The organism is Maribacter sp. 4U21 (assembly GCF_002742365.1).
In the GTDB taxonomy this organism is placed as follows: Bacteria; Bacteroidota; Bacteroidia; order Flavobacteriales; family Flavobacteriaceae; genus Maribacter.
In genome coordinates this window covers 207,076-222,662 of the sequence record NZ_MDGN01000074.1, presented here as the reverse complement: position 1 = coordinate 222,662, position 15,587 = coordinate 207,076, and the positions used below count along the sequence as shown (strand labels likewise).

General features: G+C 41.3%; 12 protein-coding genes. 6 read left to right on the top strand and 6 right to left on the bottom strand.

The features are described 5' to 3' along the window. Positions 1 to 52: 52 nt before the first annotated feature. Both ggt and BFP77_RS16060 read right to left on the bottom strand, forming a co-directional pair. Entirely contained in the window at positions 53 to 1,738 is a 1,686-nt protein-coding gene (gene ggt / locus BFP77_RS16065; protein WP_099575059.1) for a gamma-glutamyltransferase, read from the bottom strand. 34 nt (positions 1,739 to 1,772) lie between these two features. Beyond that, a complete protein-coding gene (locus BFP77_RS16060) occupies positions 1,773 to 2,357 on the bottom strand; it encodes an acyl carrier protein phosphodiesterase (RefSeq protein WP_099575058.1) in 585 nt (194 codons plus the stop codon). A 95-nt stretch (positions 2,358 to 2,452) separates the two neighbouring features. Here BFP77_RS16060 and glmM point away from each other — a divergent pair, with 95 nt between their 5' ends. Beyond that, positions 2,453 to 3,841 (top strand): phosphoglucosamine mutase, encoded by a 1,389-nt coding sequence (gene glmM, locus BFP77_RS16055; RefSeq protein ID WP_099575057.1) that lies wholly within the window; start codon positions 2,453 to 2,455, stop codon positions 3,839 to 3,841. 50 nt (positions 3,842 to 3,891) lie between these two features. Here glmM and BFP77_RS16050 read toward each other — a convergent pair whose 3' ends face one another. Continuing rightward, positions 3,892 to 4,788: a lysophospholipid acyltransferase family protein gene (locus BFP77_RS16050; protein ID WP_099575056.1), complete on the bottom strand. Its 897-nt coding sequence runs from the start codon at positions 4,786 to 4,788 to the stop codon at positions 3,892 to 3,894. A gap of 59 nt (positions 4,789 to 4,847) precedes the next feature. Here BFP77_RS16050 and BFP77_RS16045 point away from each other — a divergent pair, with 59 nt between their 5' ends. Beyond that, positions 4,848 to 5,498 carry a rhomboid family intramembrane serine protease gene (locus BFP77_RS16045; protein ID WP_099575055.1) on the top strand — a complete coding sequence of 217 codons (651 nt, stop codon included), beginning with the start codon at positions 4,848 to 4,850 and terminating at the stop codon, positions 5,496 to 5,498. A gap of 139 nt (positions 5,499 to 5,637) precedes the next feature. After that, positions 5,638 to 7,281: a hypothetical protein gene (locus BFP77_RS16040; RefSeq protein WP_099575054.1), complete on the top strand. Its 1,644-nt coding sequence runs from the start codon at positions 5,638 to 5,640 to the stop codon at positions 7,279 to 7,281. Positions 7,282 to 7,357: 76 nt separating this feature from the next. Here the strand turns inward: BFP77_RS16040 and BFP77_RS16035 are convergent, their stop codons facing one another. Both BFP77_RS16035 and BFP77_RS16030 read right to left on the bottom strand, forming a co-directional pair. Next, positions 7,358 to 8,491 (bottom strand): TlpA disulfide reductase family protein, encoded by a 1,134-nt coding sequence (locus BFP77_RS16035; RefSeq protein ID WP_099575053.1) that lies wholly within the window; start codon positions 8,489 to 8,491, stop codon positions 7,358 to 7,360. A 96-nt stretch (positions 8,492 to 8,587) separates the two neighbouring features. Then, positions 8,588 to 9,082, bottom strand: coding sequence for a hypothetical protein (locus BFP77_RS16030; RefSeq protein ID WP_099575138.1), 495 nt, complete (start codon positions 9,080 to 9,082; stop codon positions 8,588 to 8,590). A gap of 92 nt (positions 9,083 to 9,174) precedes the next feature. On the opposite strand from BFP77_RS16030, the gene BFP77_RS16025 reads away from it, so the two are divergent. Further along, on the top strand, positions 9,175 to 12,087 hold the full coding sequence (locus tag BFP77_RS16025) for an FAD-binding and (Fe-S)-binding domain-containing protein (protein WP_099575052.1): 2,913 nt from the start codon (positions 9,175 to 9,177) through the stop codon (positions 12,085 to 12,087). Here BFP77_RS16025 and BFP77_RS16020 read toward each other — a convergent pair. Then, positions 12,084 to 12,926, bottom strand: a complete 843-nt coding sequence (locus BFP77_RS16020; RefSeq protein WP_099575051.1) for a UDP-2,3-diacylglucosamine diphosphatase — start codon at positions 12,924 to 12,926, stop codon at positions 12,084 to 12,086. The two genes, BFP77_RS16025 and BFP77_RS16020, sit on opposite strands and share 4 nt — an antisense overlap. A gap of 190 nt (positions 12,927 to 13,116) precedes the next feature. Here BFP77_RS16020 and aroC point away from each other — a divergent pair, with 190 nt between their 5' ends. Continuing rightward, positions 13,117 to 14,181, top strand: a complete 1,065-nt coding sequence (gene aroC / locus BFP77_RS16015; RefSeq protein ID WP_099575050.1) for a chorismate synthase — start codon at positions 13,117 to 13,119, stop codon at positions 14,179 to 14,181. A 63-nt stretch (positions 14,182 to 14,244) separates the two neighbouring features. Next, positions 14,245 to 15,573 carry a dicarboxylate/amino acid:cation symporter gene (locus BFP77_RS16010; protein WP_099575049.1) on the top strand — a complete coding sequence of 443 codons (1,329 nt, stop codon included), beginning with the start codon at positions 14,245 to 14,247 and terminating at the stop codon, positions 15,571 to 15,573. Positions 15,574 to 15,587 lie beyond the last annotated feature (14 nt).

Here is a 15,587-nt window from a genome sequence, read left to right as displayed (position 1 = left end):
ACTTTTCAATTTAATTTTAGGGAATAAAAATTCCCTCTTTGGGAGCTAGGGGCTAATACCCGACCGCCATATCATCCCCGCGTTTATCGGCACCACCTTCTAATTTTCCATCAGGTAAGACGCGAATGGCATCGACCTTGCCTATAATAGGTGTACGATCTTCATTGATGATATAACCTTTGGATTTCATTTCATCCTTTAATACGCTGGAAAAGCCTTCCGGTTCAAATATCACCATATCCGGCAACCATTGGTGGTGAAAACGAGGTGCATTTACTGCCTCTTGCATACTCATATTAAATTCATAGGTATTTAGAATGGTCTGTGCCACTGCGGTTATGATGGTAGAACCACCGGGCGTCCCTACGACCAACCATAGTTTGCCGTCGCGTTCCACAATGGTAGGCGTCATGCTACTTAGCATACGTTTTTCTGCAGCTATACTATTGGCTTCCGCACCTATTAACCCGAACATATTAGGAACTCCAGGTTTGGCACTAAAATCATCCATTTCATTATTCAAAAAGAAGCCCAGCTCGTCCGAATATAGTTTGGAACCATAGGCTCCGTTCAAGGTCGTGGTCACCGAAACCGCATTTCCTTCCTCATCTACAATAGAATAGTGCGTCGTTTCCATGCTTTCTATGATTTCCACACTACCCCGTTCTACCTCTGAAGATTTGGTAGCCTTATCGAAAGAAAAATTCTCCATACGTTCTTTTAGATAACCGTTGCTTAAAATAACATCAAGAGGAATATCCACGAAATCGGGATCTCCCAAGTAGTAGTTCCGATCCGCATACGCCCTGCGCGAAGCCTCCGTAAACAATTGTACCGTTTTGGCGGAATTATGACCAAATTCAGAAATCTCATAAGGCTCCATCATCTTAAAGATTTGATTGATGGTAACCCCACCACTACTGGGTGGACTCATGGATATTACACGGATATCCTTGTAGTTGAATATGATAGGTTGGCGCCATACGGCTTCATATTTTGTCAAGTCTTCCTCGGTAATGTATCCGCCGTTTTCCTGAATAAAGGAAGCTAGCTTTTTTGCCGTTTCTCCTTTGTAAAAACCATCCCTTCCATTTTCCGCAATTTTCCGCATTGTTGCTGCCAGGGCGGGGTAGGTAATTATATCGCCCTCCTTGAAAACCGTTGCAAATTTAGTACTATCACCATTTACTTCAATAAACTTATCCCGTTGACTGGCCAGTCTTTTTTCTTGATTTGCAGTGACGACTACGCCCTTTTCCGCTAAGGCGATTACAGGTTCAAATATTTCCGCCAGGGGTAAAGAACCAAATTTTTTGTGGACTTCAATGATTCCCGCTACGGTGCCTGGCACACCCACTGCCGTTGCACCCAGCGTACTTTTGTTGGGAATAACGTTTCCCAGGGAATCTAAATACATGTCCTTGTGTCCGGCCAAAGGAGCTTTCTCCCTATAATCCAATCCACCGACATTGCCGTCCGCTTTTCTATAGACCATAAAACCTCCACCACCAAGATTGCCCGCAAAAGGGTAGGCCACAACCAAAGCCATTTCAGTCGCTACCATGGCATCAAAGGCATTGCCTCCCTTTTTCATGATTTCTACGCCAATTTTAGAAGCTTCCTCACGGGCAGAAACCACCATGGCCTCATCCGTTACCAATCCCGTAGGTTCCGCGGGGGCTTCCTTACATTGAACAAAAAGGAACAAACAAGCGGATAAGAGCAGTATTTTTTTCATAAGGAGGTAGTTGGTGGTTTTGTATTTGAATTCGCTATAATGATTTGAGTTTTTGTTGCGAAAAGATAATCAATTCTTCGAAAAACAGCGTAAACTCCTTTTCAAAATCCGCGTAATGGTCCTCGAGGTCCATAATGGCAAAATTCATTTTAGACTTGTTTTTGGTCCTGCGGTTCATGCCTTTCAACACCTTGGCAATACCATCCATTTTGGCGTAATTGTAAATCCAATTATCAGCAATCATGTAAGGCATCATGCGTTTTACACCATCCGGTAGGATTTTATAATTATCCTCCAAGAGATCATAAAAATCATCAACAAATACCCCTAAAGGGATATCAGAATAACGGCTCCAGTTCTTTGCGAGAAAATGGTCGTAGAAAATATCTACAATGACCCTGCTATAATGGCTATAATTCTTGTGTAGACGTTTGCTACTTATTTTGGGTATCCTATGGCTGTCCGTATAGGTATCAATATGCCGGTGTAGTGTTATGCCTTGTTGCACCCTTGGAGGAAGATGTTTAAACTTATTCCCCCGTATACTATCGGCAATAAAGTTGCCAATGGTTATCTCTTTATCACCAAAGGAAAGGTATATATGGGCAAGGAAGTTCATTGAACGAGAATAGTTTTGTCGCCATCGAATTTACGAATTGCTAAACTCTCAATTGCCGATAGACCTTTATATTTGCCAAAACTTATAACGAATTTATGACACTAATCAAATCCATATCAGGAATCAGGGGCACTATAGGAGGAAAGCCTGGAGATAACCTAACCCCAATAGACGCAGTAAAATTTGCCGCATCTTACGGTATCTGGTTAAAGGACTATTCCAAGAAAGATAAATTGAAAGTTGTAATCGGCAGGGATGCCCGACTCTCCGGAGAAATGATTCAGAATCTGGTCGTTTCCACTTTAGTGGGGTTGGGAATCGATGTTATAGATTTAGATTTATCCACTACGCCCACCGTTGAAATTGCCGTTCCTTTAGAAAAGGCGGATGGTGGAATCATCTTAACGGCAAGTCACAACCCAAAACAATGGAACGCTTTAAAACTATTGAACGAGAAAGGTGAATTTTTGGATGCCGCCCAAGGGGCCAAGATTTTAGAAATTGCCGAGCGGGAGGATTTTGATTTTTCAGAAGTTGATGATTTGGGTGAAATTTCAAAGAACGATAGTTATATAGATATACATATTGATGAAGTACTGAGCCTATCCTTGGTCGATGCGGATGTTATTCGGAAAGCTAAATTTAAAGTGGTCGTCGACGGTGTGAATTCTACTGGAGGCATTGCCATCCCTAAGCTTTTAAAAGAGTTAGGGGTAGACGTCGTAGAGTTGTATTGCGACCCAACAGGTCATTTTCCACACAACCCAGAGCCTTTAAAGGAGCATTTAAAGGATATCTGTGACATGGTGGTGAAGGAGAAGGCCGATTTTGGTATTGTGGTAGACCCGGATGTAGACCGTTTAGCGTTTATAAGTAATGATGGTGAAATGTTCGGTGAAGAATATACCCTAGTAGCCTGTGCTGATTATGTATTGGGTAAGACAAAGGGAAATACGGTATCCAACCTTTCTTCGTCACGTGCACTTCGTGATATTACGGAAAAGCACGGTGGTACCTACGAAGCCGCCGCTGTGGGTGAAGTAAATGTGGTTACCAAGATGAAAGCCAACAAGGCTATTATTGGTGGAGAGGGTAATGGTGGTATCATTTATCCTGAAAGTCATTACGGAAGGGATTCATTGGTAGGCTCCGCACTGTTTTTAATGCTTATGGCAGAGAAAGGAGGCACGGTAGCAGAACTAAGAGCCAGTTACCCGAGTTATTTTATGAGCAAGAAAAAAATACAGTTAACACCAGGATTGGATGTGGACGGTATATTGGAGGCCATGGCCGAAAAATACAAGGATGAGGAAATTTCTACGATTGATGGGGTAAAAATTGACTTTGCGGAGAATTGGGTGCACCTTAGAAAATCGAACACGGAGCCTATCATCAGAATCTATACGGAGGCAAAAAGCCAGAAGGAGGCCGATGCTTTAGCGGACCGTGTAATTGAAGAAATAAAGGCGATAGCGAGGATTTAAAAATCTCGGTTTGTTGATAACTAAAAAATGCCCTGGACTTAGGGCATTTTTTATACAATTTTAGCAAAGGATGCTGGGGTTTTATCCCTGTGCTTCCATCTTTTATGTGTCCATAGATAGTGCTCTGGTCTTTCCCTAATCTGTTGCTCGGTAAAACGTAAAAAGGTGTCCGTAATTTCATTTTCCTTGGTCTGTTTGCCACGTTCCGCAATGGGAATGAATTCCGCCTTGTAATAACCACGTTTAACCTTACTCACCTTAAGAAAAACAACGGCGAGGTCCAACTTCCGCGCCATGGTCTCCGCGCCATTGAAAATCGGTACTTTAATACCCATAAAATCTGCCCAATATTGTGCTCTGTGAGCTTGTGGAGATTGGTCACTGACCATGCCGAAAATACCGATGACACCGTCCCGTTTGTTACGAACAACGGTCTTTACAGTCTGTTGCTGGGTTATGAGCGTGGTATTCCACCGCGCGCGAACCTTTTTAATGAACTTATCAAAATAAACATTGCCAATTTTTTGATATACGGCATAGCCTTTTGATTTTACGTAGTTATTTATGCTTACGTTCCATTCCCAATTCGCGTAATGGGAGCATACGATTAAAATGCTACGCTCTTTTTCAAGTTCCTTTAAAACTTCAATATTCCAAACATCATATTTTTTTCGAACCTGCTCTTTGCTCAGGTTCATGGTTTTCACCGTTTCTAGGAACATATCGCACATATGTCTAAAAAATTCCTTTTCTATGCGCTGTATTTCCTTTTCGCTCTTTTCGGGGAAAACCAAATTCAAGTTGTCCTGTACTACCTTTCTTCTATAGCCGATAACACAATAAACCAGAAAGAAAACAAAGTCCGAAAAACCATAGAATAGTCGGTGCGGTAATATGGATATGAACCACAGAAAAGGGTAGGTTATAACAAATACCAGTAGTTGCATATAAGAGGATATAATGGGCAAATATAGCTATATTTGAAACCAAACTTAAGGGTTTCTTTATGAACAATATGCACATTGCCACCATAGCAGTAATAGCCGCCAACATCCTTGTTTCATTAAAAGGATTTAAGGATTCCCACTTTTTTGACAGGTATAAATTTGGTATCGGTGCCATAAGGGCCGGGCAAAAAGAACGCATGTTGACTTCTGGTTTTCTGCACGTAGATATAGCGCACCTATTTTTTAATATGTTTACGCTGTATTTCTTTGCAGATGTTGTAATTGCTTGGTTTGGACCTGCAAAATTTATCATCATTTACTTTATTAGTCTTTTGGCAGGGAGTTTATTGGCCCTGTTCTTTCATAAAGATGAACCTTATTATTCCGCAGTAGGGGCGAGCGGTGCGGTTACCGGTATTCTATATGCCGCAATTCTTTTGCAGCCTAATGACTCCCTGGGCATTATGTTCATTCCTATACCCATTCCGGCATACATCTTAGGAATTGGCTATTTGCTTTATTCCATTTATGGTATGAAGAGTAGAATAGGGAATATAGGACATACCGCACACTTTGGAGGGGCCATAGGAGGTTATGTAACCACCCTGTTATTCATGCCCAGTCTTTTGCAATCAGACACAGTAATGGTACTATTGCTGGCTGTTCCAATTATTCTACTTTTTATTTTGGAAAAACTTGGAAAAATATGAAATTGTAAGATTTAAATTACAATAATTGTATTTTTTACCATAAAATCATGTAGTTCGTCGAAAAGCATCACACGTTCATAAGAGAAATAGGTTTGGGTCGTTATTGAATGACTTAATAAACCAAATCTTATTTTCAGCTATGAAAAAAATAGTACTATTAACCGCTGTAGCACTCACGACCCTATCTTCTTGTAGTGATGAAACTACGGTTTTTGAAGAACCTTCAAAAGACGACCTGAGGCTAGAAACCAGCGAAACCTTATTAGAGAATAGTATTTTATATAATAATGCAGGTGTACTGGATATATATGATGAAGCCACGGTAACCGGTAAAAAATCGATTACGGCTAAAAACGACCAAGCAGGTGACTATCCTTTGACCTTGGTAGCACAGGTAGACGTGCCTTCTTTTAACGGAGGTGAAAATCTTACCGCCTCCCATGTAGATGTTGAAGGGGATTATGCCTATGTATCCTACAATACTGTAGAAGATGGTTATGCCGGTGGCGTAGATATCATAAACGTAAGTGACCCCAATAATCCTAGGGTAACCTCTAGATTATATTATTCCAATGCGGACATCAATGCAATTGACTATGATAACGGATATATGTACTTAGCTGGTGGCGTAGATGCGGAAAGGTCGGTGCGTGCCACAGACAATTCTTTTATAGCTAAGATTCAGGCCGCTAATGGCCGAATGAATTTGGATGCGGGAATAAGCTACGGTTTCCAAGAAGGCTTTAACGCTACGGATGTTGAAGTATATGGTAGTGAAGTTTTTCTCACCAGTGGACGGGATGGTTTTGTAAAGGCTTACAATAAAGCAGATCTTTCGCTTACGAAAGAAGCCCCTTTCATGGATTTAAGAGCAGTTGCAATTCAAGATAATTTTGTTGCGGTTCTAGATGCTAGCCAAGGTGTCAGCATTATGGACCAAAGTTTAAATGTTGTCAGGGATATCGCCATTGATTCCGATTTTGGATTGAATACTAAAAGAACCTTGGATTTCTCTGGTGAACATATTATCGTAGCCGAGGGCTCAAGGGGCGCTGGAATTTATAATGCCGCTAGCGGAAGCTTTATCGAATATGTGCCTATTCTTTTGAATCCGGATAATGTTGACGATGTTGATGAAGTTACCAATGCCGTTGCGACGAATGAAGAAGTTCTATTAATGGCAAATGGTGGTGCTGGTTTATGCCTGTCGGAAGAAAAGAATGACAATACCGATTTAGTCGGGATAATTCAATTGGAAGGCTCTATCAACTTTGTAGCGTCTAAAGGGGATTATATTTTCGCAGCTTCCGGTAAAGAAGGTTTACAGATCATTAAGTTAAATAGACCAAATGAAAGTCTTGTTGCAAGATGTGCTAATTTAGCTGCCTATTCCGGTAGTTCTAACTTAACAATCAATAGTGGTAGCGGTGGTGCTTTTAGAGGGGCAAGAAGATTCAACAATTTTAATGTGGATGGCTCGCTATTGTTATGTGGTTCCTGGACCGTTAGAAATAATGCTACCATTGGTGAGAACGCCTTGTTTGAAATGAACGGTACCTTTGTGGTAGGCCGAAACAGTAGAAGAAGAAATGTTATCGTAGATGCGGGTGCTATATTAAGAGTTGAAGGTAACCTTACGATTTACGGAGACTTGGTACTGAACGATGGTGCAACTGTTGAATTTATCGGAGACAATTCAGTAGTAAATATCTTTGGAAGTGTTACGAGAAATGGCGACACTACAGTAGACGGCACCTATAGGGATGTCAGAAATAAGTTCTAAAGAGGCATGATATAATAGCCTAACAAACAAAAAGCCCGGACGACTGTCCGGGCTTTTTTTATAATATTTTTTAGCTTTAGTTCAGTAGCTCGGCCACCTTTTCCTCCAAGGCCTGTCCTCTTAAGTTTTTCGCCACTATAATACCATTTTCATCTAACAAAAACGCCGCGGGAATGGCATCTACGTTGTAGAGCTTTGCAATTTGATCGTCAAAATAGGCAATGTTGGAAATATGGTTCCATTCAAGTCCGTCGTCGGCAATAGCCTTTTTCCAAGCTTCGGCAGTTCTATCCAAAGAAACGCCCACAATATTAAGGCCTTTGTCATGGTATTTATTGTAGACGGCCACAACATTGGGATTCTCGGCTCTACATGGTCTACACCAAGCTGCCCAAAAATCCACTAGGGTAACTTTCCCCATAACATCACTGAGTGCTACAGTTTCCCCTTCAGGATTTGGACCGGAAAATTCTGGGGCTTTTGCTCCGATGGCGGTATTCTTCTCTGCCTCTTCCGATTTTTTCAGTCCTTCAATATCATCTAATACACGTTTTCCAGGTCTCGAATTTTGAATTACAGGGCTCAACGCATTGTACATGGTCTGTATTTCTTCATAACCTATAGCTTTGGTGGCTACCGCCCGGTCTAAAAGCAAGGCCGAGATCAAAGCGTTCGGATTGTTTTTTATATAGTCCAGCTCAAAACCTTTATATTCCTCTTGGAGTTCTTGCATTTCATCTCTTAACGCTATAATGGAAGCTTGTGGACTACCGTCTTTTGTGGCTCTTTGCAAATCCTCTTGAATGGACCTTGCTTTGTTCGACAATGCTCTTGATTGCTCTAGATAATCCCTAAAAACATCATTCTGTAATGTTCCCTTTACAACGGCAAAACCCAGACTGTCTTTTTGACCATTAAAATCAATAGTTCCGTTTTCAAGAATAACAGCCGTATAGCTCTGAGCCTCATCCAAAAAAATATAGTGTAATTCAGGAGCTGTGGCAGTTCCTTTAAATTGGAACTTACCATTGGCTATGATAGCAGTATCTACCTCTACAGGCTGATTGTTGTCCCCTATCTTTTTCAAAAAGACCTTAGTCCCTTCTTCAACTTCACCTCTTAAAGTTCCATCAATAGTGAATCCATCTGGTTCTTGATTACAACCTACCAGTGTAAGTAAACCCAAAAGGAACAGCATGCCATTTTTCATAAAATCAAATTTTTAGTAGCGGTAAAGGTACTTATATAATGGCATAAAAAAAAGACCCTTGCACTATGGCAAGGGTCTTTTTACTAGCTTGTTTATCTAGAATTGGTATCGAATGCCTAGACCGATGTCAAAATCGAAATTGTCCGAGAAGCCGTTGTAACCTGCTACGCCGATTTCAGGCCTAAAATCCATTGAAAGGAGTAGGGGAATATCAAAATTATATTCGATGCCGATATCCCCTGCAGCAAAAATAAATACACCACCATCATCGTCGTCATCGAAAGCACCGTCAAAATCTACACTACCTACACCACCACCAACGCCGTAGTACCAATTAAATCCACCCTCGATGGGTCTCACCCACTGATACAGTCCGGCTAATTTAAAGGCGCTGAACTTTCTACTATCTCTCCAGCCTAGGTCAAACTCGAGTCTATTGTTTTGGCTCGTTGCATTTTGATACGAAATTTCTGCTCCGAACCCATCACTGTCCCCTAATCGGAGACCAATTGCATGTTCTGATATTTCTTGCGCACTCAGTGTAATAGTCGCGAAAAGGAACATAAGGATTAGATAATTTGATTTTTTCATATGTTTTTGTTTTGATTCAAAATTAAAAATTTCCGTATACTTTGTTGTGCTCAATCAATAAAACTTAATTTAGTACCCAAAATTGTGCCAAGTTGAATAATAAATTACTCACCAATCTAGCGACGGACCTAGAGGGCGAATTGCTGGATGATAAGCTTACGAAAAGTCTATATGCTACGGATGCCTCTGTGTATCGCAAAATTCCCATCGCAGTTGCTTTGCCTAAAACCAAGGAAGATATAAAGCGTTTGATACGTTTTGCGAATAAGAACAAGATTGGACTTATTCCTCGTACGGCCGGAACGTCACTTGCCGGACAATGTGTCGGTGATGGAATCGTAGTGGACGTCTCTAAAAATTTCACGGAAATTATAGCACTCGATAAAGAAAAGAAACAAGTTACCGTACAACCTGGAGTTATTAGGGACGAACTTAACCAGTACCTAGAACCCTTCGGACTATTCTTCGGGCCAAATACATCAACTTCTAACCGCTGTATGATTGGCGGAATGGTGGGAAACAATTCTTCTGGTACAACATCTATTCAATATGGTGTTACTAGGGACAAAGTGGTGTCCTTGAAAACAATCTTGTCCGATGGTAGCGAGGCGGAGTTCGGAAGCATTACCAAAACCGATTTCGAAGATAAAACTACAAATAACACACTTGAAGTATCACTTTACAAGAACATTTATAACGAACTATCCAATAAGCAAATAAAAGATGAAATAGTTGCACAATTCCCAAAACCTAAAATTCATAGAAGAAACACGGGATATGCCGTGGACGAACTGCTGAAATCTTCGTTTTTTGGCGGACCTGAAGACGATTTGAATTTGGCCAGTCTTCTATGTGGTAGCGAGGGAACCCTCGCTTTTACCACCGAGATTACCTTGCGTCTGGATGATTTGCCACCAAGGTACTCCGCCATGGTCGTTACGCATTACAGAACATTAGAGGGTTGTCTTTTAGATGTAGCCCCGGTTATGAAACATCCTTTGCAGTTGTGCGAGATGATGGACAAGGTGATATTGGATTGCACTAAGAACAATCGACAACAACTAGCGAACCGGTTTTTTGTAGATGGTGACCCGGAAGCCTTATTAATGCTCCAAGTGAGCGCACATAGCGAGGCGGAATTAGACCAACAGATTCAGGAATTACAAGCTACTATTACGCAATCCGGACTAAGTTATGCCAATCCGGTACTCAAGGGCAATGATATCAAGAAGGCAATAGAACTGCGAAAAGCAGGACTGGGCCTCTTGGGCAATATCGTTGGGGATATGAAGGCAGTTGCCTGTATTGAAGATACTGCGGTGGCTCTAGAAGACCTCAAGGATTTTATTGGTGAGTTTACCCAGATTATGGAAGGTTATGACCAAAAGGCAGTTTACTATGCCCATGCAGGTGCGGGTGAGTTGCATCTAAGACCTATTCTGAATCTTAAGAAATCCGACGACGTAAAGTTGTTCAGGGCCATTACCACGGATGTCGCAAAACTGACAAAGAAATATAAAGGTTCCTTTAGCGGAGAACATGGGGATGGTATTGTACGTGCGGAGTTTATTCCGTTAATGATTGGGGACAAGAACTATGAACTACTCAAAAGGATTAAGACCTATTTTGACCCTAACAACATCCTTAATCCCGGTAAAATTGTAGACCCATATCCTATGGATCAATCGTTTCGTTACGAGATTGACCGAAAAGAACCTGATGTGGCAACCCTTTTGGATTTTTCGGATAGTGAGGGTATTTTAAAAGCCGCAGAAAAATGTAATGGTAGTGGGGATTGTAGAAAAACACACCACATGGCGGGCGGTATGTGTCCCAGTTACCACGCCACGAAAAACGAAAAGGATACTACAAGAGGAAGGGCCAATGCCTTACGTGAGGTATTGACCAACCCTGAAAATACCAACGCTTTTGACAGTAAGGAGTTAAAAGAGGTTTTTGACCTATGTTTAAGTTGTAAAGCCTGCGCGCGCGAGTGCCCCAGCAATGTGGACATCGCAACTCTCAAAGCTGAATTTTTATATCAATATCAGGAAACGAATGGCTATCCCCTGCGAAGCAAACTCTTTGCATACAATACCAAATTGAATAAAATTGGGAGCAAAGTAGCCGGTTTAACGAATACGGTCTATGAATCAAAAATACTAGGCGGCTTGCTTAAAAATACGAGCGGTGTTGCGCAAGAAAGAAGTCTTCCAAAAGTCTATAGTTTTAATTTCGATAAATACCTTCAAAATTCTAAAAAACAAAACATTGATAAAAAACGAAAAGTTGTTTTATATATAGATGAATTTACTCGTTTTCTTGATATTGAAGTAGGTAAAGACGCCATTGAGGTCTTGGTACGTTTAGGGTATGATGTGGAATTATTTTATGCAGAAAGCGGTAGGACTTTCCTGTCCAAAGGGTTTCTAAAGCAGGCAAAAAAATTGGCTGAGCGAAACAGCCAGCATTTATTAGAGTTCAGTAAAAAGGGATGGCCCATTTTGGGATTGGAGCCGTCCGCTATTTTATCCTTTAGAGATGAATACAAAAGAATGTCCCAAAACGCTGAAGAAGCGCAACAGATTGCGGACGCTTCTTTTTTAATAGAGGAGTTTTTGGCCAATGAAATCGAGGATAATAAAATCGACGCAAGTGCATTCACGGAAGAAGAGAAACAAGTGAAAATTCACAATCATTGCCACCAAAAGGCCTTGAGCAATCAAAAGGTTACGTTTGATGTCCTTAACCTACCTAAAAATTACAAGGTTACGATTATCGCATCCGGTTGCTGTGGAATGGCAGGTTCTTTTGGTTACGAAAAGGAACATTACGACGTAAGTATGAACATCGGCAGCCTCAAACTATTTCCGGCGGTAAACAAATCCAACTCGGAAACCATAATTGCTGCGAACGGCACCAGTTGCAGGCATCAGATTTTTGATGGTACCAAAAGAGTGGCCAAACATCCGATAAGTGTTTTAAAAGAGGCCTTACTTCCTTAATGAGTTGCCTTTTCGGTTTTTTCTTTCTTGGAAGTAATTCTTTTTATGAGCGTGTTCATATCCATTTCCTTTAACTCGGCATCCATGAAGAATGGTACAAGCTTGTCATTCTCGTACCTGTAGATTTTCCAACGTTTAAGAGAATATTCCAACGCCGATAAATGCGACACCCAATCGCCAGCATTGAGATACAAGATATTGCCATTGCCGTTCGGTCTTTCTATAATTGTTTTTTCAGGTTGATGGAGGTAACCACAGACTACGGTATCATAACGATTGGCATTGCCTATATCCGAGACGGTGGACTTAAAACGTTCGGTAAAATCAGTATTCTTCTTCTTATAGTGGACGGTTTTAGATAAAACGGATTTTGGTATGATGCTTTTTCTTGAAATCCAATGGTTTAATTTATTACTATAGTACAATAGGCCGAAGGCGTGTCTTCCAAATTTGCGGAACCAGCTTATATTGAAGAAAGGATGTGCCAGAATAGCACCGTGAAAGAAGCCTGTTTTTTTTCCATCTACATTCAACACTAGATTTTCACACACTTTTACATAATCAATGAAAAGATCTGTGGGGGCTTTATCATGAATTCCTTTGACATAATGGACTTCAATGCCTTTGGAGGCCATGGCATTGATTTTTTGAATGACCTTGAGATGTGATGGGAGGAAACTATTAGTGTTCAAGGGCCACTGGTCTATAATGGCTCCGTTCAATACCAATATCCTAGGTTCTATACTGGAAAGGTAGACCAGGAGCTCATCGGCATAACACCCATAAGTACCTAGGTGTAGGTCAGATAAAACTACAATATCTAGCTTTCTTTTTTTCAAGATTCAAATTTGTCACAAAATTAAACCTAATGGTATATAGCTTGTATTTAAAGTACGTCATCTTTAAATCAGCAAAGTGTTAAGTAATCCTTACGTACAAGGGCTAAGTTTAATTTAATCTTAAGTAAGCTGAGTATTTTTCTTTGATGGATTTAAAAATTACCTTTGTTTCTATACTTTTAATGAAGGCATGGCAGGAAATACTTTTGGAAACTTATTTAGGGTAAGTACGTTTGGAGAATCACATGGTAAGGCAATAGGAGGCGTCATAGATGGATGTCCCTCCGGGATAGTTCTGGATATGGATGCGATTCAAAAAGATTTGGATAGGCGTAAACCAGGACAATCAGCCATTGTGACGCAGCGCAAGGAACCGGATGAAGTTGAATTTTTCTCCGGTATTTTCGAAGGGAAGACCACAGGAACACCAATAGGATTCGCCATCCATAATACCAATCAAAAATCCAAGGACTACGGCCATATTAAGGACTCGTACCGTCCCTCTCATGCAGATTACGTATACGATAAGAAATATGGTTTCAGGGACTATCGCGGTGGCGGAAGAAGCTCCGCCCGGGAAACGGCAAGTAGGGTAGTGGCCGGTGCTGTAGCCAAGCAGTTTCTTAAGGGTGTAGAAATTAACGCCTTTGTTTCCCAAGTTGGAGAACTAAAACTGGAAAAAAGCTATTTGGATTTGGACCTTTCTTTAACCGAGTCCAATGACGTGCGTTGCCCGGACCCGGAGACAGCCAAGGAGATGGAAAACTACATCAAATCGATTAAAAAAGAAGGAGATACCATTGGCGGAATTATTACCTGCGTGGCAAAGAATGTACCTGTCGGCCTAGGAGAACCCGTTTTTGATAAGTTACATGCAGAATTGGGGAAAGCAATGTTATCCATCAATGCCGTCAAAGGTTTTGAATATGGCAGCGGATTCGAGGGTGTGACCATGAAAGGAAGCGCGCACAATGACCAATTCAATTCGGATGGTTCTACCAAGACCAATTATAGTGGTGGTGTACAAGGAGGAATAAGTAACGGAATGGACATTTACTTTAATGTCGCTTTCAAACCCGTAGCCACGGTGATACAGGCTTATGAGACAATCGATAAAGCAGGTAATACCGTGAAAACCCAAGGAAAAGGCAGGCATGACCCTTGTGTGGTCCCAAGAGCGGTACCTATAGTCGAAGCGATGACCGCTATGGTTCTGGCAGATTATACCCTTTTGAACAGAACTATTAAATTATAAGTTTTCTTTTTTGGACATATACCTCTCAAAATGGTATCTTACTGACCTAATGTAAATTTAGGTATGAAGAAACTAGCGCTGCACTGGCAGATAATGATAGGTATGGTTTTGGGACTGTTTTTTGGTTTCGGAATGACCTATTTTGATTGGGGGAAAGAATTTGTGATCAATTGGATCGCTCCACTCGGAACCATATTTATAAAACTACTTAAGCTCATTGCAGTCCCACTGATTTTAGCATCCTTGATTAAAGGTATTTCTGACCTAAAGGACATCTCTAAATTTAGGAATATAGGTCTTAGAACCATAGGTATTTATGTGGGTACCACCACGGTAGCCATTATTTTAGGTCTTGTATTGGTGAACCTTCTAGAACCGGGAAACGGTATTTCCGAAGAGACCATCGAGAAATTGACATCCACCTACGCCAACGATGAAGGGGTCACTGCTAAATTGGAGGAAGCCTCCCGTCAAAAAGAAAGCGGACCATTGAAGTTCTTAGAAGATATGGTTCCTGATAACGCGGTCAGTGCCTTGGGGAACAATCAATTGATGCTACAGGTTATTTTCTTTACCATTTTCATGGGAATTTCCATGTTGTTAATTGGAGAGGAAAGTGCGAGACCATTAAAAAAATTCTTTGATTCCTTAAATGATGTGGTCTTGAAAATGGTAGATCTAATAATGCTTACTGCTCCCTTTGCTGTGTTCGCCCTATTAGCCAATGTTGTCGTCTCCTCGAGCGATCCGGAGATTCTGCTGGCCCTCTTGAAATATGCGGGAGTGGTAGTTTTGGGCTTGTTCTTGATGATAGTGTTCTATGCAACATTAGTTTCTGTATTTGCAAAAAAGAATCCCTTTTGGTTCTTAAAACAACTGAGTCCCGCACAATTACTTGCCTTTTCAACAAGCTCAAGTGCGGCTACCCTTCCGGTTACTATGGAACGGGTGGAGGAGCACATTGGGGTGGACAAGGAGGTTTCTAGTTTTGTGCTTCCCGTCGGGGCAACGGTAAACATGGACGGGACTAGTCTGTATCAGGGTATAGCCGCAGTTTTTATAGCGCAGGCCCTAAGTTTTGACCTTCCTTTGCCGGCACAATTGACCATAGTTTTAACAGCGCTTCTAGCCTCTATCGGAACCGCGGCCGTTCCGGGCGCCGGAATGGTAATGCTGGTCATCGTATTGGAATCCGTTGGCTTTCCGCCAGATAAATATGCCATAGGCCTTGCCTTGATATTTGCGGTGGACAGACCATTGGATATGCTGCGAACCGTTGTTAATATTACGGGTGACGCAACAGTGGCAACCATAGTTGCCAAATCGGTAGATAAATTACATGATCATCCTAAGGCGGCGAATTGGGACGACCATTATGACGAAGTAAAATAGAAATAATAAAACGG

Excerpts from the sequence above, each read along its gene's own strand:
- ggt (WP_099575059.1), bottom strand. The coding sequence starts at position 1,738 with ATGAAAAAAATACTGCTCTTATCCGCTTGTTTGTTCCTTTTTGTTCAA.
- BFP77_RS16060 (WP_099575058.1), bottom strand. The coding sequence starts at position 2,357 with ATGAACTTCCTTGCCCATATATACCTTTCCTTTGGTGATAAAGAGATA.
- glmM (WP_099575057.1), top strand. The coding sequence starts at position 2,453 with ATGACACTAATCAAATCCATATCAGGAATCAGGGGCACTATAGGAGGA.
- BFP77_RS16050 (WP_099575056.1), bottom strand. The coding sequence starts at position 4,788 with ATGCAACTACTGGTATTTGTTATAACCTACCCTTTTCTGTGGTTCATA.
- BFP77_RS16045 (WP_099575055.1), top strand. The coding sequence starts at position 4,848 with ATGAACAATATGCACATTGCCACCATAGCAGTAATAGCCGCCAACATC.
- BFP77_RS16040 (WP_099575054.1), top strand. The coding sequence starts at position 5,638 with ATGAAAAAAATAGTACTATTAACCGCTGTAGCACTCACGACCCTATCT.
- BFP77_RS16035 (WP_099575053.1), bottom strand. The coding sequence starts at position 8,491 with ATGAAAAATGGCATGCTGTTCCTTTTGGGTTTACTTACACTGGTAGGT.
- BFP77_RS16030 (WP_099575138.1), bottom strand. The coding sequence starts at position 9,082 with ATGAAAAAATCAAATTATCTAATCCTTATGTTCCTTTTCGCGACTATT.
- aroC (WP_099575050.1), top strand. The coding sequence starts at position 13,117 with ATGGCAGGAAATACTTTTGGAAACTTATTTAGGGTAAGTACGTTTGGA.
- BFP77_RS16010 (WP_099575049.1), top strand. The coding sequence starts at position 14,245 with ATGAAGAAACTAGCGCTGCACTGGCAGATAATGATAGGTATGGTTTTG.